We start from the raw sequence: 20764 nt of genomic DNA, 5'->3' as shown, positions 1-20764 counted from the left end.
CCGAGGACAACTTCGGGTTAAACTTGGGAAATGCGATCGCCAAACATGCGATTTAGCCGTCGGCTAACCCTCGTCGTAATCACCTGCTTAACCGACAGATACACAAACGGTGGAATGGTCGTTCCATACCGCTTCCATAGCCGTCCTGGCTCCTGCACCAGCCGATACAGCCACTCTAGCCCCGAGGTGCGTACCCATTCTGGGGCATGTTTGCGCAGACCCGCATAGATCGGGAACACACCGCCCAGGCCCACCATCACAGCCTTAACCTTATGTCGATGCTGGTGCATCCATAGTTCCTGCTTAGGGCAGCCCAAAGACACAAACAGAAAACCTGCCTGGCTTTGATTAATATGCTCTACCACCTGGCGGTCTTCTTCTGGGGTTAACGGGCGAAAGGGCAGGGGGTGCATGCCTGCAATCACCAGATTTGGAAAATCTTGTTTTAGCTGCTGCCGCATTTTGCCCAGGGTATCGGCATCACTGCCAATGAAATAGACTCCTACGCCTAAGGCTGAGGCCTGACGACAAGTCTCTAACAAGATATCCATTCCGGCCACACGATCGTGACGGCTTTTGCGAATCAAATTCAGGGTCCATACCAGGGGCATTCCATCAGGAGTTAGCAGGTCGGCGTTGTGTAAAACGCTTGCAAACGAGGGATCCCATTGGGCTTCCATGAGCATATGAACATTGGCGACGCAGATAACTCGGCTGAGCCGTTGCTGAGCCCAGTGCATCATCAATTCGATTTGGTCGACAAACGACTGGGTCGCAATCGAAAACCCGAGAATATCCTCACAGGCAAGACTAGACTTGCAAGCAAGGCCATACTTGTTTGACATGGTTCTAAAAGCTCTGATGGGTAAATCTACAGTAGATGTCCCAGGGGAATTTTTTCGTAAGCCTTACGACAAAGGTTGAAGCTAAAGCTAAAAGTCAGTTATGGCACCGCCCTTAGCCGCCTCACACTGGCAAGTGACGAAAATTACTCTATTAAAGTTCACTGGACGAGTCCTTAGTTTATACCGAGTTCGCTCTATGGCAGCTACAGACCTGCATTCAGGAACTTTAGCTTTCAAACGTCTGTCCTCAGGCCTGTTAAGCCAATTAAGAGCACGCGCTTGAGTAGGCCTCAACTCCGAATTTAGGCCAGTGCCCACCTAAAAAGAGCAGAACTAATAGATATAAACATCTATCTCAGGTATGAAAGATAACACTGGAGGGACGCTACTCTCATGCCTTTAAATTGAATACCGCTGAACCGTAGCAACTTAAGACAGAGTTTGGCACACTACTTGTGTATGCGTAGAAATACTAAGCTTTATTTAAGCGATCTTCGCATTTATCCTCCGTTCACCAAAATTATATGAACCGCTCAGTAATTTACCTGATATTCCCCCATCTGCCCGGATCAATAACAGATGCGCTAAGTAGATAAATTAGGCCGCAGAGCATGATGGTAATCCTGTGAGGTATAACATGGGCTTTTGGTTCATCACCTTCGAACGTGTATCCTTAGTTCAAATACCCCTCTTTTTGGCCGGTACCCTGACTCTGCTTTTATGCAGCGAGGGCAAGGCTCAAACCATGTCGGGCAGCACTGCGGGTCCTACCCCAACCACAGTTCCGTTATCCCAAACTTCTAGTCAGCCCTATCGGCCATCGCCCCCAGCAGCACCGCTGCCCCAGCAGCCTGAGAGACCCTATACGCTGGGCGCGGGCGATCGCGTGCAGCTGTCCCTCTTTCAACTGCCCCAGTACAGCGGCGAGTTTGAAGTGCAGGTCGACGGCACTCTCACTCTGCCTGTAGTGGGCGATGTCAATGTACTAGGCCTTACCCTAGACTCTGCGAGAGAGCGGATTACGGCTCGCTACAATCAGTACTTACGGCGTCCTGGGGTTACCCTCAACCTGCTGTCCCGCCGCCCTCTAGTAGTTGGTGTTGCCGGCGAAATAAACCGGCCCGGCTCTTATACCCTAAGCAATGAAGGCACCACCTTTCCAAAGCTGACTCAGTTGCTCACTCAGGCTGGGGGCATTACCCGTAGCGCCAACCTGCGAGAGGTACAGGTGCAGCGGCTTCGCAATGGTCAGCCCCAAATGTTTAGCGTCAACCTATGGGACTTGGTCAGTAGTGGCAACGTGAACCAAGACATTACCCTACGCGATGGCGACAGCATCTTTATTCCTTCTACCCTGGTACCCCTCGAAGAAGCCCAGTTGTTAGCTGAGGCCGGCATTGCTCCCTCTACTAGCTCACCGATCAACATTGCGGTAATTGGCGAAGTTTTTCGCCCTGGGCCATATACCCTTCAGGGAGGCGTCACACGCACTGGCGATGCAGGCATACCGGGGGGAGAAGGCGGAAGCAGGGCAGGGGGCACGGCCCAAAAGATAACCGATGCTATTCAAATTGCTGGGGGCATTAAGCCGATGGCCAACATTCGCCAAGTGCAGGTGCGTCGTCTGACTCGTAGTGGAGGCGAGCAGACCTTTAATGTTGACCTGTGGAGCCTGCTAGAGGTGGGGGCCACCCAGCAAAATGCCCTGCTGCAGGACGGTGATACGGTGTTTATTCCCACCGCGACAGCAGCGGTAGGCGCAGCAGAATCGTCGCGCCTGGCCGAATCTAGCTTTGCGCCAGATACAATTCGGATTAATGTGGTGGGCGAGGTTCGCAATGCTGGGCTAGTAGAGGTACCCCCCAATACACCCCTCAACCAGGGTATTTTGGCCGCTGGCGGCTTTAACACCCGAGCCAGAGCAACTACAGTGGGGCTAGTGCGACTCAATCCAGACGGCACCGTCACCCAGCGAGAAATTAACATCGACTTCGCCCAGGGCATTAGCGACGCCGACAACCCTGCTCTGCAAAACAACGACATTATTGTCGTCGGGCGATCGGGATTAGCCGCATTTTCAGACAATTTGGGCAGCGTAGCCAACCCGCTCGCCAACTTCCTCAATATCTTGTCTGCGCCCTTCCGTTTCCTCAACTTATTTGACTAAGGCTATCGAAGCAAAGACTCATTCTACCCTTTGCTCAACACGGAGCGCACGTTTGGCTACCGGAGTAACCCTTCACCGCCTACACTACTATTTATCTAGGAATCAGGGATGAAAGCTCACAATCTCCAACCTTCGCCCACGCTCCCTATAGCTGCGGGGGCTGACTCTGGCTCAGAAGGTGGGCTAGATCTGGGCAGCTTGCTATCTACCATCAGGCGCAGACTGCTCTTAATTGCTGGCATAACCGCTGCCCTGACCGGGGCCGCGGGTCTGCGGGCCTACCTTAGCCCGCCGTCTTACTCTGCCGCCTTTGAGATTTTAATCCAGCCCCAAAGTGCTGAGACTGAGGTCATCTCCTCACTGTCTGAAGTGCCTGTGAATCAGCAGGAGGCGACAGAGCTGACCCTAGCTGACCAAACCAAAATTTTAACCAGCCCTGGGGTACTGCAACCGGTGGTGGCCGATCTACGCGCTAAGGGCTTAGAAGGCTGTGTGCCTCCAGGCCAAGCGGCCTCAACTGGCCTATCTGAAGAAGAGTTGAATAGAAGTTGTTATAGCCAAATTGAAAGTCGACTAAGTCTTCAGCTCACGAAAGAATCAAGAATTTTTTGGGCAACGTACCGTGGGGCGTCGTCTCAAGATGTGGAGTATGTAGCCAATTTAATTGCCCAAACGTTTCTAAATTATGGGCTGGCTTCGCGTCAGCGCGACCTACAGCAGGGGCTTAAATTCTTAGACGATAAAATACCCGATGCTCGCAAACGGGTGAATGAGCTCCAGGGCAACCTGCAAAGTCTGCGCCAGGGCTCGAATTTAATCACTCCCGATGCTGAGGGTGACAAGTTATCTGAGCAAATCGCTGCCTTTGAAAACGAATATCGGGCAGTGCTAGTTGAGCTAGAAGAAAACATGACCCGTTACGAAGAGCTAGAACGCCAGCTAACCGAGCGACCCCAGGATGTCTCGGTATCGTCGGTGCTCAGCAGCAACAGCCGTTATCAGGCTCTAGTAGAGCAACTACTAGCCCTAGATAGCGAAATTGCCCAGGCTTCTACAATCTTTCTCAGCACCAGCGACGATATGCAGGTGCTACAAGAGCAGCGCCAAAATCTGCTGGCACTCATGGCTCGCGAGGGGGCTAATGCCCAGCAAGAGCTAATGGGCCAAATTAACGTACTGGCGGCCCGAGAGGCGGCCCTCTCGTCTACACTGGCCGACCTCAACGTAGACGTAGGTCAGCTGGCTGGGGTAACCCGCGAGTTTACTGATCTAGATCGAGAGTTGGCCATTGCTAACGCTAGCCTAAGCCAGCTGCTCCAGCGCCGCGAAACCCTTCAAATTGAAGCGGCTCAGCGCGAGCTACCTTGGGAGCTGATTACTCCTGCTACGGTGGCAACCGACGTTGCTAATCTATCAAACAATTTGGTGCTAGGGGGGTTACTTGGACTGCTGCTCGGGGTCGGTTTGGCACTCGCCCTCGATTCTCAAAAAGATGTGCTCTACACCGCCCGCGATCTTAAGCGGGTTACGCCAGTACCGATTTTGGGGATGATTCCCCACAATGGAGCCGTTGAACGGGGTTATGACGAGCAGCATTTGATGTCGCTGTATCAGGTCGTCGATGAGATGTTGAATGGCCAAGGGCCTAAAAAGGGAGACTTGCCCATCGATGATCTCTACGCCTATCGCGAGGCGTTTCGATCGCTGGTAGCCAACCTACAGCGGCTCGACGCCGATCGCCCGCTCAGATCGCTGGTGATTAGCTCTGCCGATAACCAACTGGCTGACTCAACCACCGCCGCTTATTTGGCTTGGGCCGCCGCTGAACTGGGCAACCGAGTGCTGCTAATCGATGCCGATTTTCGCTTTCCCCACCTGCACAACTTTTTAGATCTGCCGAACCAGCAGGGCTTTGCGAACATCTTGGCCGGCGAGCTGGATCTAAAGAATGTGATCAAGCGATCGCCCACCGAACCCAACCTGTTTGTGCTCACTACCGGCACTACCGCTGTCGACCCGGCCCGCCTGTTGTCATCGACAAAGATGAAGCAGTTTGTCACCAAGACCGAATCCTATTTTGATTTGGTCATCTATGATTCGCCCCCCTTTGCAGAATATGCTGATGCTGCCCTGCTATCAGCAGAGAGCAGCGGCATGGTGCTGGTATCACACCTGGGCACAGTGAAGTCTGCCCAGCTAGAACAGGCTCTCGAAAAACTTTGGATCTCTAAGATTCCCTTGATTGGGCTAATTGCCAAAGAGGCCGCAACTAAGCTAGCTCTGCTACCTGTCTAAGCCGTATCCTGTGAAGGCTTGACATCGTATAGAAATACTTGCTAGCCAAGTTTGTGGAATCTATAAAGCTTCCTAGGTAACTCTGTCCTTACCTAGTGAAATTGCTTATAACAGAGAGGATTGATTCTGAAAGCATTCCGTGCATTTGCTGTCTAATCTACCTGTGGTGCACCTATTCTGACGCTGACCAAACCCTGGTTAGCTATTTCTAAAGATTAGGCCTGAAAGATTAGCCCCGGTTTCAGCAAATTTAGGTAGGTTTCAAACTATGTCATTTAAAGCGTTTATATCAAGCACTGCGATCGCAGGCACAGTGATCACAGGAACAATGGTAGTCTCAGCCCCTGCTGAAGCGGCTACTATCGTTGGCGGTAGCACTCTCAATTTAAGCAATACAGATATCATTGGGGGAGGAGTTAAGCGTGTTGGTAACAACCTAGATTTTTTCAGTTTTACCAATCCCTTTACTGGCAACACTAGTGGGCAATTTACTGGTGTTTCTGCTAGCACGGGTAGTTTCACAAATTCAAACATTACTAGCCTTATCCCACCCTTGCCGCGTATTCAGGATTTGGTGCTAGTTGCTAGCGGCCCTAACCTGTTTACAATTAGTGGACCGATTGCCAATTTCATCACTGGAGTTAACCTTGGCAGCGCTCCTTTCTCAAACGTGAATTTTAATCTCACATCTTTTGTCTGGAATAGCTCTACTGGCTCTGCAGATCTAGCAGGGATTTTTGTTAGTGGATCTGACTCAATCGCAGCTAGAGGGTTATTTACTTCTCAGCTCAACTCCGTTAACCCTAGTAGCTATTCCCTCTCTATAACGGCAGTACCAACCCCAGCACTACTGCCTGGCATAATTGGTATGGGCGTTGCGGCATTGCGCCGCAGAAGGGAGGAAGCCGAAGAAAACGCCTAGTTTTAGTGCGTTGGATATTGTTCTAGAGGTCAGCTCTTCCGCTGCTGTCTAGTCAGTAGCTTTTAACAAAAGTCGCCTTCACAGGCGACTTTTTATTTGCAGTGTCGGTTGTTAACGGAACGACTTTATCCTAAGGTTTGTGTAGAAATATTGTAAGTAGGCACTAGAACCTTGATGTGCTCTGCTGTGTTTAAATATTCATGCCGACCAATTTAATAATACAACCCTGATACTAATGCTACAAATTTTAGTTTCTCTGCCCTATCCTCCAGCATTGCAGAAAACTACAAGCATCCATAAAAATTGGTACGGTTTTAAAGCCGGGCTTTTTACTCTGCTTTACTCACAAAAAAGCTCTGGAATTAAATTCCAGAGCATTATCAACTAGCTTCTCAAGCGTGAAGCAAGGGAATCACTTATATTAAGCTTCTTCCTCAACGCTGTCTTGCGATCGCTTACGGAGTGCCATAGCACCCAGACCAACTAACCCAGGCAACAATGCCGGAGTTGGCACTGCGGTAATGTCCGCCGAGAACGACGAACCACTATCGAACACCAGGCTGCCTTGAGCGGTTAGTGCACCACTGCCAGCTAGGCCAGACGGCGTAAAGAAGCCCGAAACAAAGGCTACGTAAAGGGGTATAGTAGCAGGCCCAGCGGTTACAGAGACTTGCTCAAGCACAAACTGCTCAAGGGTAAAGCCAATGCCGTCGGCCAATCCCGTCAGCCAGTTGGTGGTGGGGCCAGAGGTCAGTTCCCAGGTGGTGGCGGTAGTTTTTGTCAGCTCTAAATCTCCTAGGCTAAAAGATGAACCCGCAGCGCCAAAAACATCAGCACTGGCGTCTGCGAGTGTTACAGTTCCCGCGGTTGTGTTGCTAAAGCTTGAGAAGTTAAGCAAGCTACTGACAGCGTCTGGGGTTTCTAGGCGGGCTGAGCCGGTAAAGCTCAGGGTTTGGTTTGCAATGCTTGCTGCTTGAACTGGAGCCTCTAAAACAGCTACTGCGGAAAAGGCAGCAGCGGCACTTAGGCCTAAGCCAAAAGTTTTAAAACTCATAATCTGGATCTACCTTGTAGGTGTGGATGAATACCAACTTGTGTAAGGCTTAAAAACAAAATTTGCGGTTAAGCCAGTAGTTAGTAGTGCACTTGCGGTAGAAGTTATCCCTGATTCCTCAATCGCGATCGCCTGATGACGTGCGAGCCGCGCATAAACTCGGTAGATGTATTCTGCAAAACAGGCTTAGGCACAGGGTGCAATTCTAAACGTGTTTTTGCTTTACCTAGAGATATAGAGTTGCGTTAAGCCTAAATAGCTCCCCAGCCAGTGCTGATTTATCTCAGCTTTAAGCATAGTTATTGATTAGGGCGATTTACCTAGAATTTTCTCTGGTCAAGAAACTTAAATTTCTCTTTTGCGTCTAAGCCGGGTCGTAGGGAACTCGCTAGCCCTCGACTTGACGCAATAGGATAACGGTGATTTGAGTATTTTGAGCAATTTCTAGCGGCACATTGCCCTTAATGACCTGGCTTAGCAAGTTTTCTCGGGAAGCGCCGAGTAAAATGGCGTCGCTGTGACACAGGCTTGCCATATCAACGATCGCCTCCGAGACCGAGGGATGGGTTAGCACCTGGGTATACACTGGGCGGCGCAGGGTTTCTTTGAGCCCGTCAGCCATCTCAGAGAGATGCTGGAGGGTGAGGCATTCGCCCTTTTCGGGGTGGCAGATGGTGCAAAGTTGAACCTCGGGGGAATGGCCAAGGGTGAGCAGGCCGGGCAGCAGGGCCTGAGCACTCTGAGCATTGGGGCCGCCCGCGGTGGGTATCAGCCAATGGTTAAAAGTGAGATTGCGGCCGGGACGCACCACCACCACCTGGCAGGGGGCCTGGCGAATTAGAGTATCGACGACGCCGCTGATCACCCGACCGGGGGTAAGACTAGGGTGGTGCCAACCCATCAACACCAAGTCAATGTGGCGCTCTTTGATTACTTCAAGCAGGGTGCGGCCAATTTCATGGGCGGCCCGTACCTGAAAATGCACCGACAGCCCACTGTTTTCGGCGTAGGAGAGAGCGAGCTGGCGCAGGGGCTCTACCCCTTGTAGGTCAACCTTGGCTTCAGCCGGGGCAACACTGCGGGGCACGGGGACGACGTGGATACACTCCAGCTCGTAGTGCAGGCCATGGGCGATCGCCGCCGCGATCTTGATCAAATCGGGCGCGGTGCGGGGGTCGGCTAGGGGCAGCAACAATCGTCCCTGGCCGGTGGCGGGGGCCTGCTGCTGAAACACCACATAGGAGGGTTCTGCCTGGGGGCCGAGTTTGAGCTGATCGCCGCTGACCTGGTCGCACTCGGCGCGAATAATGTCGGCACGGGTGATGATGCCCACCAGCTTGTTGCCCTGGGTGACGGGCAGGCGGCTGAGTTTGAGTCGATTGAGCAGGTGCAGCACTCGAGGCAGGGGAGCGTCGGGGGCCACGGTAACCGGCTGAGTCGTCATTATATTAGCCAGGGTTACGTCGTCATCTAGGCCCTGGGTGGTGGAGTCGCTCAGGTCGCTCTGGGTGACAATGCCCACCAGACGACCGTCTTCGAGCACTGGAAAGCCGCGATGGTGCGAGCGCGAAAAGGCTTGCACCACCTCGGGTAAGCTCATTTGGCTAGAAAGGGTTTCGACCCGCCGCTGCATTAAGTCTGCCGCCTTGAGGTGTCCCCAGGGGTTGTTAGCCTGAGGCACTGGCTCCAGGTGAATGCCCTGGAGAGCGAGCAGGCGGTTATAGATCGAGCCGTCGTTGGCGCGATCGGCAATCAGGTAGGCGACCCCTGAGCCGATCATTAGGGGCAGTACCAGGTTGAAGTTGGCGGTCATCTCAAAAACGATCACGATGGCTGTTATCGGCACTCCCGTCACCGCGCTAAAGAAAGCGCCCATGCCCGTCAGCGCGTAGGTAGTGGTGGTGGCTAAGTCGGCCGGTGCAGGCCAGGCCCCAAAGCCGGTGTAGACGCCCTGGGCAAAGAAGCTCACCAAACATCCCAATGCTGCACCCAGCACCAGCGAGGGGGCAAAAATTCCCCCTGGGGCCCCTGACCCATAGGCCAATAGCGTCAACAAAAACTTGGCGACGAAGGCGATCGCAATCATCTGCCACCCAGCCGAGCCAGTCACCAAAAACTCTTGCAGCCCGGTGTTGTCAATCGACGCCACCGGCACAAACACCCCCACCAGCCCCGTAATCAGCCCCGCTAGGCCAATGCGTCCAGGCAATCCCAAACCTTTAAATTGGCGAAAAAACGCCAAACTGCCAAAAATGCCCCGCCGAAATAGCGATCCCAGCAGCCCAGCCATCAAGCCCAAAATGATTAGAAAGGGCAGATCGTGCATTGACAGGCTGATGTGCCGGGCATCCATTGTTAGATTGAGCCCCTGCCCCCCCAGCAGCCGCGACACTACCGCCCCAATAAATGACGCCAAAATAGCGCTGCCCAGAGTAAGGTCAGAAAAATCTTGCAGCAGCTCCTCGACTACAAACAGCACCCCAGCAATGGGGGCATTGAAGCCTGCCGCCAGACCGGCAGCCGCGCCAGCGGAGATTAACTGTCGTCGATACTCGGGCGATGTTGGCACCCAGCGACTTAGCTGCGCCGCTAGGCCGGCGCCAATTTGCACCGTTGGCCCCTGCCGCCCTAGAGAAAGACCTGACCCCAGCGCCAAGAGAGTGCTGACTAGCTTCACCAACGCCACGCGCAGGTTTAGCGGAATTTTGGCGAAGCCAAGCGCTGCTTTAACCTGAGGGATACCGCTGCCCGACGCCTCCGGAGCCAGCCGTTCAACCAACCAGCCTGACAGACAGCCGCCCACCAAACCAATCGTGGGTAGCGCCAGCCACAACGGTAGGGTGCTGGAGGTGCGCCAGAAGGTAAGCAGCTCGACCCCCTGCTTGAGCAGCACCGCTGCTAGCCCCGACACCAGCCCAATAACACACGCCTCAACAATGGCTACCCGCTTGCGGCTCAGCAAGGGTTCCAGGCGCTTTAACAACATCACAGGGGCGGCATCATTCCAGGGATACGGTAGACCATAGCCAGAGAAAGGGGCAACGCCCGACTCAGTGCAGTCTTCCCTTAACTATCCCAAAGTGTAGCCTGTAATCGGACTGCTACGGATGTAGCTCGCAGTCAGGGAAACGACCCAACCCGTTGGCCTCCACAATGGCGTTGCGACATTTGAGGGGCGTTTTGCCAGTCAGTTCTGATAAACGCTTGAGGCTAATGGCGGGTGACCCACCGTGAGGAGCCGTCATATAAAGTCGGTAAGCCACCTCCAGCACTTGATCATCCAGCAGCAGCGGCCGAACTGTGGAACTTATGACATCTAGCATGGCGGTAGGAGAACTCGTTATTTCTGTATATTCACGGATGTCTCTTCCTTGGCCGTCTATCTCGCGATGGGTTTGCAGGGCAGAAATCGAGCTGCCACAGTTCGCTCAAAGGGGGCACTCCTGAGATGTCAGGCTCAGCCAAGTGAGTCTACATAGGCCCTTGAATTGAACTGAACAGGAGCGATACAACGAGAGGTACCTGCCGTCTGCGCCTATCCCCTCGCTTACTACCCCTGTAGCTCAGGGGCAATCTCTAGCTCCGCCGCCCAGCGATCGAACGTGATGCCCACGGTCCTCTCTAGCTGGGCAACGCTGTTAAGGAAGGCAATACGGGCCTCCAGCTCGTTAGTTTCGGCCGTCACCAGAGCCTCTTCCTGACTAATCAGCTGAAACAACGTGATATTGCCCCGCCCCAGGCGAAATTGCTCCTGGTCTGCTTCAAGCTGACGGCGAGCGTTGAGGGTAGCTCGCTCTGCAGCGACCACCTGGCTCAGGCTAGCCTGAGCTGCGCTAAGCCCGGCGACGACATCGTTGCGAATCTGGTCTTGCAATTGGGCTAGGGTATTGTCTTGCTGTTGCAGGGTGATGTCGCTGGTCAAACGGTCGGTTTCGGGTTGGGGATCACCAAAGGTGCGGGTAGCCACTAGCCCCATAGCGCTGCGGGAGCCATCGCCCAAGGTGCCGTCGGCAACGGCGTCGAGCTGCCAGCGCAGGTTGTCTTGAGCCACCAGCAGGTCGAGTTCCTGCTGCTGCCGCTGAAGCTGGGCCTGCTGATAGTCGGTGCGTTGGGCCAGAGCGAGGTCTACCAAGGCGTCGGGCTGGTAGGTGGCCAACTGGTCGGCGGCAGCAAACAGCTCGGCAATGGTCTCAACAGAGGCCACAAAGCGCAGGTTGCGATCGGTGCCAATTAAGTTGAGTAGGGTGCTATTGGCCTGGTCGAGCTGATTTTGGGCATCAACTAAACTGCGCTGGGCATCGGCTAGCGATCGCTCCGGGTCAAACAGGTCAATAGGAGCCCGCCGCCCCGCCTCTACCAATGCCTGCAAAATGTCGAGCTGCTGCTGCCGCCGCTCTAGGGCTTGGGTCTGAATGTCGACCTGGGCTTGGGCATTAATCAGATTGTTGTAGCTGAGAATGGCAGTGGTGAGGGTGTCAATGACGGTGCTGCGCAGGGCCAGCTGATTGCGGGTTTCGCCTAGGCGGGCCTGGTTGAGTGGGGCTTCGTTGACGGCAGTGCCGAAGCCTCGCAGCAGGGGTTGTCTGACTCCAAACTGTACTGACTGTCCCCCCTCAAAGGGCGTTAGCCCCAGCTCAAAGCGGGTGCCTAGGCGGGTGGTAAGGGTAGTGTCGAGCCGTACCTGCTGGTCAAGGTCAGTGTCACTGCCCTCCAGCAGCAATGAGCCTGGATTTATCTCCACGTCACCGCCATTGCCAAAGCGACTGCGGGTGGCGTCAACCCGTAGGGTAGGCGTTAGACGCGGGTTAAAGATTTGCTCGGCGGCAGCGAGCTGCTGCCGCTGCACGATGCGTCCCAGAGCTTGGTTGCGCAGCTCGCGGTTGCCCTCCAAAGTCAGGTTAAGCAAGTCGGGGAGCGTGAGCGTCACCACTTCGGTAGCATCCGCCGTCGGCAGGGTTGGTTCGAGGGACGGTGTGTCAGGGGCAGGCTCCACGAGGGGGATAGTCTCGGCTAGAGCGGGAAGGGCGATCGCGCTATAAAGCCCTAAAGCCCAACCAGCTTTTAGCACCCAACGCGTTAAAGCGGCCAAAATTTCCATGGATTCCTATCACCCCTTCAACCACCATCTGGCCTGCTCGGCGGCATCAAATCACCGCCTCGTCCTGTTTGCCCTGACAATTTATCACGCTGGCTTTCTCGTCTAGAGACGCTGAACGCGAGCGAGGTATCTCGTGCCTTGAAAGAAGCTGTTGGCGTAGCCTTCCCTAAGAGGCAAAGGAAATTGTCGAGAGCTTCGCTACTCTCCTCGCAGTGCCTGCACGACATCGATCTGTGTCACCCGCAGGGCGGGCAGGAAACTAGCACCAACGCCGACACCAAAGGCGGCTCCCATCGACAGGGCTGCATCGCGCCAGTTGAACTCGTAGGGAGCCTCAAATACAGTGGTGGTCGCCACTTTGGTCAACCCGTGGACGGTGGCCACCGCCGTGGTGCCGCCAATTAGGCTGAGCAAGGCAGCTTCGGCGATAAACTGGGTCATGATTTCTAAATCGGTAGCCCCAATGGCGCGGCGCAAGCCAATCTCGCGGGTGCGTTCCATAATGGCGGCGATGGTGATGTTGGCGATGCCGACACCGCCAATCACCAGGGCGAGCAGACCCACGGCTTTGAGCACGCGAATGGAAGCCCGCTGGCGCTGCTCTTCTTCGTAGAGATCTGCCACATTGCCATCAATATACAGTTCGTAGCCCGGAAACATCTGCTGAAGCTGGGCTTCAACACTGTCGCGGGTGGTCTCAAAATCGTCGAGGCTTTGCAAGGCAATCTGAATTTGACTCCCGAAGCGAAAGCGTCCCTGGAGCAGGTCACCGTAGGGCTCGGGCACCCAGAGAGTGCCGGTAGGTTCTCCCTCCTCGCTACCGTAGAGGTTCTTGTTTTCAATTAAACCGATCACGGTGAAGCGGGTGCCGTTGATAAAAATACCTTCACCTAAGGGCGGAGTCTCTTGAAAGAGCTGCTGAGCTAGTACGGTATCGATAACGGTGACGGGACGAAAGGCATTAAAGTCTTCGGGGTCAAAGAATCGGCCGTCGAGGACCTGCCGCCCAGTGGTGCGCTGGTAATTCTCTGACACACTCAGGGCATCAACGCTGTCGGTGATGGTGCCCTGGTACTGCACCTCTGTTCCCCATAGTTGAGTCACCCGACTAATGCTGAGAATGCCAGGGATAGCCGCTTGGATTTCTGCGATCGCCGCCTGATCAAATTCCACTGGGGGGAGGCTGCGCCCGTAGACAAAAGGGGTGATGTTGGGGTTATCTCTGGCCGCCAGCTGCTCTTGCAGCACCCGATTGGCAATAGTGTCGATATTGAGGGTGGCGTTGACGGCGGCAACCCCCATGAAAATGCCCAGAGCGGTGAGGCCCGATCGCACCCAGTTGCCGGTTAGATCCCTCAGGGTGGTGAGGCTGAGGTCGAGGGGGGAGAGGGGCATGGAAGGGTGAGGTGGGGAGCGGGGGTAGAGGGTGGATGGGTGGGGAAGCTGGGGGAGATGAGGAGGGTGAGGGGGTGGGGAGTGATGGAGTAAGGGGGTGGTGAGCTAGAGGGTGGGGCGGGGGCTGCTTGCGGGGAAGCTAGAGGGAGTTGTTTCTACGGTCATGCCTGCTTCGAGGGGTTGGTCGGGTGGGGGGGTGAGAATGACGGTGTCGGTGTCTTGTAGGCCAGAGACGATTTCAACCGCCTCTAGGGTGTCGAGGCCGGTGGTGATGGAGCGCTTTTGGGCGCGGCTGTCGGCATCGACGACCCAGACAAAGGTTTCGCCGTCTGCTTGCTGAATCGCGTTGGTGGGCAGGGCTAGGGCATTCTCTCGCTGCACCAGAATAACTTCGACGCTGACAGAACTACCAGAGATGAGTACACCGCTGGGGCGATCGAGCTGGGCGATCGCCTTGACCATAGCCTGGGAGCCACCGCCGCCGTCGCTGTCGCTGTCGGTAATCGCCTGGGGGGCAATGCTGACCACCCGACCTAGATATTTTTCTGGGTTGGGGCCGATGACGCTGACCCGCACGGGCATGTTGACCGACACCTTGTTGGCGTCGAGGGTCATAAGGTCAAAGAGCACTACCTCTTGGTTGGGGTCACCGATGGTGAGCAGGGTGCCTTCGCTCTGCACGCCGTCGCCGGACTGCACGTCGATATTGAGCACTACAGCGTCGAAGGGGGCGACGATGGCGTTGTCGGCAATGCGGGCGCGAACGTTAGTTAGTTTGGCCTGGTTTTGGCGAATCTCTAGCTCGGAGCGCTGTAGCTCAACCTCGGCCCCCCGCAGCTCAGACTGGGCCGCTTCTAAAGCGTTGCGATCGTCGTTGTAGTCATCCTCGGAGATAAACCCCTGAGCAACTAGCGATCGCGACTCACTCAGCCGCTCTTCAGCCCTCTGCACTGTGCGCCGGTGGTCTTGCAGCACCTCGGCGTTGCGCTGCCGCTGCAGCCTGAGAATTTCGGTCTCAATTTGGGCCTCGTCCAGCTCTTGCTCTAGGCTGCGATCGCGCAGCCGCAGCAGCACTGTGCCCCTCGCTACCCGCTGGCGCTCTTCTACCAGCACCGCCTCCACAGTGACATCCCCCGGTGCTTTGAGAATTTGCTGGTTGCCCAGGCTCATGGTGCCGGAGGCATCAACCCGGTTTTCTAAGGTGTCGCGGCTGGGGGTACCCGTAGTCACCACCACAGGGTCAACGCTGCGGCTTTGCCAAGTGCGATAGCCCAGCCAGCCACCCACGCCCAGCACCAGCACTAGCCCCGACGCCATGAGCCACCTAAGCCCAGGGCGAGAGTTGGCCCGATCGCCATCGTCGAGCAGGTCGTCATCGAATAGGCCAGGACTAAGGGGTCTGGCAGTTTCCACCGAAGCTAAAGGATCTGGCGAGAGCGGGTCAGCATCTGCCGAAACATTGGCACGGGTGGAAGTATCGGGGTGGGGTTCGGGCGGCACGGAGCATTACCAAACAAAGGGCAGTCGGCTGCTACAGGGGGGCCAGGTGGCCCAGTTCGGCGGGGCTGAGGTGATCGTCGGTTACCCTGCCATCGCTCATCATAATAATGCGCTGACTGTGGCGGGCCACCTCGTGGGAGTGGGTCACCATGACGATAGTAATGCCCCGCTGATGCAGGGCTTCAAAAATGCCCAGCACCTCCGTCGCCGACTGCGAATCGAGTGCCCCGGTAGGCTCATCGGCCAGCAAGAGCACCGGCTGGTTGACGATGGCGCGGGCAATGGCGACCCGCTGCTGCTGCCCGCCCGACAATTGGGATGGGCGTTTATCCATACGGTTAGCTAAGCCCATGTGGGTGAGAGCCGCTGCCGCTCGGCGCTGCCGCACCGATCGCCCCAACCCGGCATACATCATCGGCAGAATTACGTTCTCTAACGCCGTCAGGTTTGGCAGCAGCTCGTAGCGCTGAAAAATAAAGCCAATTTTGCGGTTGCGAATGCGGGTTAGCCGGGTTTTGTCGACCGTTGAGACATCGGTGCCGTCGAGAAGGTAGCGACCCCTGGTGGGGCGATCGAGGCAGCCAATGATGTTCATCAGCGTCGATTTACCCGAGCCCGACTGACCCATGATGGCGCAGTACTCGCCGGAGTGAATGGTGATATTGATGCGATCGCAGGCCCGCACTGCCGCCTCGCCGCTGCCAAACACCCGCGACACATTCTCCATGGTGATAACGGCGGCAGGTGAGGGGTGGGGCGTTGGGAACATAGGGCGATCGCGTGAACGCTAAAGTGGCAAAAGTTTCATATCGAGATGAAACCCACAGACTTAGGATAATTCCTTTACCTGATCTATTTGTGAGCCGCAGAGGGTCAAAGCTAGACGCAGCAGCTCAGGAGACGCTAATCTCTATCTCTTCGCTAGATTATCCTCCCCAAAAACCCAGGTACCGCCAATGGGAATGCCCTGTGAAATTAACAGTTTGCTCAAACTTAAGCCCGGTCAGGGCTACCCCGCCGTTCTCGACGTTGGGGCTCGCCACCAGGTGCAAAAAGGCGGCTATCGCATTTTTCCCATCGACGTGCCGCTGAGTTTAGTCGATGAAAACTGGCTTGCCCACGGCGACATTGTCATCGAAAAACTGACCTGGGAGCACCAGACTACCGCTTTAGAGTTTCGGATTCACCGCATCTACACAACCCCGTTCGCTGTTAAGTAGACAGAGTTAGTTCAGCCTTATTCAAACTGCTGACTGGCCGCCTGCCACGATAGCAGCTCATATCTCCCCGCCTGATGCACCAGCAATCCGACTGGTCCACCCAGGGTCGGGTTGGTGAGCGCCACTACGGTTTGAGGCGCAAACATGTCGCTGTAGAGCACTCGATCGTCGGCGCTGAGTATGATGGTTTTGACGGCAGTTGGCTCTACTTGAACGCGCCAGTTTTTCAGCTGGGTCAGCGCCGTTTCATCCCAAGTCAGCACTCGCTCTGGCTGGCCATCACCGGTCAGGTCAATGCTGTGCTGGGTGAGACTAGCCAGAGCAGATGCAAAGTCTGCCGGTAGCGGCTGATCGCCAAAGATTGCGGTGGCCGTGGCGGCGATCGCCCCCGGTTCTGCGGTTTGGCCCTGATTACCATCAAGCCACATCAGCGCCCCCTGGGAAAAGACCAGCGGCGGCAAGGCAGAGGTATTGGTGGCAGGGCCAGTGGCCAGTAGCGTCACGGTGCCATTGGTCAAGCTAAGGCCGCGCACGGTCAGGGATGCTGAAACGCCGGTAGTAGGGCTCACCCAGCGCAGCAGCTGAGGTGATGCCTGGGCTGCCGGCTGCACCACCGGCCAGACCGCCGCTGGGGTGGCCCCAGCGGGAACTAACCCAGTTCCCTGCTGCCAGGCTTGACTCTGGTTCACGGCCTGCACATCAATGGCATACCACTGACCTAGGGCGGCATCGAGAGACTGACCAGGGGCAGCATAGCCAGACTGGGGTGCAGGAATGGGGCGAGCCTGGCCAATGAGGGCAGTGATGGGCGGCAGGGCAAGGTTCCCTGTTGCTTGGGCACTAGGGGGCTGGGCGGCGATCGCAGCGGTTGCACCCTTAGCGCTGGCAACCGCTTGTGCCTGGGTAGTCGTCAAAGTAGCCAAAACCTTGGCCAACCGCTGGCGGGCGGCGGCGGGCACTGGCTGACGGTTAAGCCAGTCTGGGGTAGCCCCATCTCGATTGGTGGGTTTGTTTTGCTGTGCTTTGATGGCCAGACCGCCCCACACATACACAGCCGGTGGCGGATCGGGCAGAGCGGCGGCGGCACTGATGCGGTTCCACAGGCGGCCCTGGTCAACGCCGAGGCGATTTAGCAGGGTGGGCAGCAGCTCAGGGTTGGCCTCCAGCCGGGTCAGGGCTGGCTCCCATCGCCCGTCGATTAGCAGAGCGAGAATGTGCTGGGTTGGCGTTGACCAATCTTGCTCAGCCTGCTGACGGGTGATCGCCCGATGGCGCTCCATCAGCCGCAGCTGGGCCTCCGCTGCCGGGTTCCAGGCCTGGGCTAAACCTGTTTTAAGGGTGGCCAGCTGGGCCTGGGCGGGATGCCAGAGCCCGCCACGAGCCAGACGCAGGGCCTGCTGGTAGTCGCCTGCCTGGGCACCGGCATCCACAGGCACTCGCACCCACGACACAGGCTGCAAGCGCGGTTCAGGCATCACCTGGAACCCGCGCAGGGCCGGTTCCAACCCCACGGTTTCGTCAATGACTAGATCGCTGGGGCCGTCACCATCCAGGTCGGCCCATTGGGGCGGGCGGTTGGCCGGGCTGCTCCAGGGGGTGAGCAGCTCTAGCCGCTGGGCCTGGGAGTCAACATGCAGCAACTGACCATAGCGCAGGGTGAGGCCCTGCTGCTGCCAGCTGCCCTCTAGGGTAAACCAAAGCCCATCGGTGGCAACGGGGGGAGCCGGCAGCGCCACGACCCGAGTGAAGTCAAAATTTGCCGGAGCGGCCGTAGGTGCTTGGGGGCTGCTGAGCCAGGGCGCTAGCACTGTATCTTTGGGCAGGGCCGCAGTAGGCAGGGTAGCGATCGCCCTCAGCTCTCCCCCCTTGTCATCGTTGGCAAACAGGTGGAGGGAAGCGATCGCTCCCGTCGCCTCTAGCACCGGCACGATCAGCACCTCCCGGTCCTTAGCCCCAGGCAGCTCTAAGCGCAGCGGTTCTCCTACCTGCTGCTGGCTCACCTCCGCCTGCTGGCGCAGCTCTTCTAGGCTAATGGCAGGGGGCAGGGCCACTGGCTGCGATCGCGTCAAGCGAGCTAGGGCCTGGGGCAACGCCTCGGGGTCAAGCATTAGCCGCAGCCCCAGGCGAAAACTCAGCCCCAGCAGCAGCAGTCCGCCGCTGAGCCCAACGGCAACCAGCACCAGCACCAGCGGCCTGCGCCAGAGCCGACGAGAGCGAGTACCGACCCAAATCTGCACGGCACCCGGAGCGCTGGCGGTTGAAACCTTAGGACGACGAGCTAAACGAAGGGGCATAGGAACTGCGCCAATTTCCTCTGCAACTCTATCGCAGGATACCAAGGGCAGATCCTCCAGCGAGGCCTTTTCCCGGCGGTTGACGAAGTTCAAGCCCCGCCCGCGGCTAGCAAGCACCCCCAAAGCCGAAATTCTTTCGCTAGAGAGACGTTGGGTAACACTTTATAACGGGAAGAATTGTGTAGCGTTCTTTGCTCAGACCAGGAGCATTTCAACTAGTGGGGAGATCCTCTATCAGAACAGAACATCAGGACGGTCTGTTACTGATACCACTGCCGCCGCCCAACCACATCTACAGCAAACAGGGAAAACGTGATGATGTTTCTATTTAAGAGATTGGCCTCTAGCAAAATTCGCACGCGGATTTTTGTGGGTTATCTCTTCGGTGCACTCACGCTCACCGCTATCGGTACCGTGACTTACTTCGCCATCGAGCAAATTCGCGCCAGGCTAGTTTCTGTCAGCGCATCACAACAACAACTCTCCCGCGCTCAGCAGATCATGTGGTTAGACGAAGTGCTCACTCAGTCGATGCGCAACTATGTATTGACCCAAGACAGCCGCTGGCAAGAACGCTACGATTTCTACTTCACCCCGCTAGAAGACCTGATTATTGCTGCCCAGGCCGATGCCGCTGACCCTAAAATTCAGGCGCTTTTTGATCAGCAAAAGGGGCTCAACGACACACTGGCTGAGTTAGAGACAGAATCCCTTAAGCTGCTAGAGGCGGGGCAACCTAAACAAGCCCTGGCTGTACTAGATGGTGCTGAGTACCAACAGGCTAAAGATGCCTATACCGAAACTATCGAGAGTTTTCTGAACGATTCTCAAAACGGGCTCGCCGCCCTGGAAAGTGATCTCAACAGCACCCTTGATTTTTCATCCCAGCTAGCGCTGGGCATCCTGTGGGGCAGCATTTTAGTTGGCCTTGGGGTGATCGTCTTGGCCTACTATCTGGCGGGTCGCATTACGCAGCCGATTCTCGCTACGGCGGCGATCGTGCAGCGCATTGCCGACGGAGATTTGCATGTCGAAATTCCGGCCGGTAGGGATGACGAAATTGGCCGCATGCTGGAGGCCCTGAGGATGATGACAACGCGTCTGTCCACCATTATTCAAGATGAACAGGTGGCGGCCAAACAGATGCTGGAGATTTCTGCCCATCTCAACGATGCTGCCCAAGGGCTTTCCTTCGGCAATTCTAAGCAAGCAGCTGGGGTGGCTCAAACGACAGTGTCGATTGAGCAAATGAATGTCGTCATTAACAGCAATGCCGAAAAAGCCAAGCACACCTACCAATCGGCAGTTCAGTCGGCAACCATGGTGAATGAGGGCGAAAAAGCCGTCACTGAAACGGTGCAAGTGATGCGAGAAATTATTGCTAAAATCCACGTCATCGAAGACATTGCCGAACAGACCAACATGCTGGCCCTAAACGCCACTATGGAGGCCGCCCGGGCCGGCGACCATGGCAGAGGGTTTGCTGTAGTCGCCAAGGAAGTGCGTAAGCTGGCCGAACACAGTCGCACTGCCGCTGAGGAAATTACGGCCCTAGCCGATCGCAGCATGGTAGTCAGCAAACGCACCGGCGATCTCTTCAAGCAAATTGTCCCCAGCATTCATCAAACCTCGGGGCTAATGGCCGACATCACCCGCGCTAGCCTAGAGCAAAACAACGGCATTGCCCAAATCAACAGCGCTATGGGGCAGCTAGACGAAGTCACCCAGCACAATGCGGTAGCGGCAGAGCAACTGGCAACCTCTAGCCATGCCATGGCGTCCCACGCAGCCCACCTCCAGCGGGCCATGGCCTACTTTAAGCTTTAGATGTGGGGTAGTTGATGGACAAGGCTGGGGAAGGGTATAGGGTTTCGGGTACAAGGTTTGGGGGAGCCCCTTGAACCTTATACCCAAAACCCTATGCCCCAAAAATTGTTGATGATGACTAAACACGCCGCCCCTCTAAAATGAGGG

14 protein-coding genes are annotated in these 20764 nt (G+C 56.1%); 5 read left to right on the top strand and 9 right to left on the bottom strand.

Annotated elements, in window-relative coordinates:
- Positions 1 to 17 precede the first annotated feature (17 nt).
- Entirely contained in the window at positions 18 to 845 is an 828-nt protein-coding gene (locus NC979_RS02635; RefSeq protein ID WP_190523472.1) for a WecB/TagA/CpsF family glycosyltransferase, read from the bottom strand.
- Between the two features lie 694 nt (positions 846 to 1539).
- Between NC979_RS02635 and NC979_RS02630 the strand changes: the two genes are divergently transcribed.
- From NC979_RS02630 to NC979_RS02620, 3 genes are all read left to right on the top strand, one after another.
- Entirely contained in the window at positions 1540 to 3012 is a 1473-nt protein-coding gene (locus NC979_RS02630) for an SLBB domain-containing protein (protein ID WP_348253520.1), read from the top strand.
- Positions 3013 to 3120: 108 nt separating this feature from the next.
- Complete coding sequence (locus NC979_RS02625) at positions 3121 to 5307, top strand: GumC family protein (RefSeq protein WP_190523468.1); 2187 nt, start codon at positions 3121 to 3123, stop codon at positions 5305 to 5307.
- A gap of 268 nt (positions 5308 to 5575) precedes the next feature.
- Complete coding sequence (locus NC979_RS02620; protein WP_190523466.1) at positions 5576 to 6229, top strand: PTPA-CTERM sorting domain-containing protein; 654 nt, start codon at positions 5576 to 5578, stop codon at positions 6227 to 6229.
- Between the two features lie 421 nt (positions 6230 to 6650).
- Here the strand turns inward: NC979_RS02620 and NC979_RS02615 are convergent, their stop codons facing one another.
- The 7 genes from NC979_RS02615 to NC979_RS02585 all read right to left on the bottom strand — a co-directional run bounded on the left by NC979_RS02615 (position 6651) and on the right by NC979_RS02585 (position 16045).
- Entirely contained in the window at positions 6651 to 7283 is a 633-nt protein-coding gene (locus tag NC979_RS02615) for a PTPA-CTERM sorting domain-containing protein (RefSeq protein ID WP_190523464.1), read from the bottom strand.
- Positions 7284 to 7671: 388 nt separating this feature from the next.
- Positions 7672 to 10269, bottom strand: coding sequence for a chloride channel protein (locus NC979_RS02610; protein WP_190523461.1), 2598 nt, complete (start codon positions 10267 to 10269; stop codon positions 7672 to 7674).
- A 115-nt stretch (positions 10270 to 10384) separates the two neighbouring features.
- Positions 10385 to 10606: a hypothetical protein gene (locus NC979_RS02605; RefSeq protein ID WP_190523459.1), complete on the bottom strand. Its 222-nt coding sequence runs from the start codon at positions 10604 to 10606 to the stop codon at positions 10385 to 10387.
- 227 nt (positions 10607 to 10833) lie between these two features.
- Entirely contained in the window at positions 10834 to 12381 is a 1548-nt protein-coding gene (locus tag NC979_RS02600; protein ID WP_190523457.1) for a TolC family protein, read from the bottom strand.
- Positions 12382 to 12579: 198 nt separating this feature from the next.
- Positions 12580 to 13776, bottom strand: coding sequence for an ABC transporter permease (locus NC979_RS02595; protein WP_190523455.1), 1197 nt, complete (start codon positions 13774 to 13776; stop codon positions 12580 to 12582).
- Between the two features lie 105 nt (positions 13777 to 13881).
- Complete coding sequence (locus NC979_RS02590; RefSeq protein WP_190523453.1) at positions 13882 to 15276, bottom strand: efflux RND transporter periplasmic adaptor subunit; 1395 nt, start codon at positions 15274 to 15276, stop codon at positions 13882 to 13884.
- 31 nt (positions 15277 to 15307) lie between these two features.
- Positions 15308 to 16045 carry an ABC transporter ATP-binding protein gene (locus NC979_RS02585; RefSeq protein WP_190523450.1) on the bottom strand — a complete coding sequence of 246 codons (738 nt, stop codon included), beginning with the start codon at positions 16043 to 16045 and terminating at the stop codon, positions 15308 to 15310.
- Between the two features lie 187 nt (positions 16046 to 16232).
- On the opposite strand from NC979_RS02585, the gene NC979_RS02580 reads away from it, so the two are divergent.
- Positions 16233 to 16496 carry a DUF2584 family protein gene (locus NC979_RS02580; RefSeq protein WP_190523448.1) on the top strand — a complete coding sequence of 88 codons (264 nt, stop codon included), beginning with the start codon at positions 16233 to 16235 and terminating at the stop codon, positions 16494 to 16496.
- A 17-nt stretch (positions 16497 to 16513) separates the two neighbouring features.
- Here the strand turns inward: NC979_RS02580 and NC979_RS02575 are convergent, their stop codons facing one another.
- Positions 16514 to 18790 carry a hypothetical protein gene (locus tag NC979_RS02575; RefSeq protein ID WP_190523446.1) on the bottom strand — a complete coding sequence of 759 codons (2277 nt, stop codon included), beginning with the start codon at positions 18788 to 18790 and terminating at the stop codon, positions 16514 to 16516.
- Between the two features lie 315 nt (positions 18791 to 19105).
- Between NC979_RS02575 and NC979_RS02570 the strand changes: the two genes are divergently transcribed.
- A complete protein-coding gene (locus tag NC979_RS02570; protein WP_190523444.1) occupies positions 19106 to 20617 on the top strand; it encodes a methyl-accepting chemotaxis protein in 1512 nt (503 codons plus the stop codon).
- Positions 20618 to 20764 lie beyond the last annotated feature (147 nt).

This window comes from Leptolyngbya subtilissima AS-A7, assembly GCF_039962255.1.
In the GTDB taxonomy this organism is placed as follows: Bacteria; Cyanobacteriota; Cyanobacteriia; order Phormidesmidales; family Phormidesmidaceae; genus Nodosilinea.
This window is presented reverse-complemented; position numbering and strand designations above follow the sequence as displayed.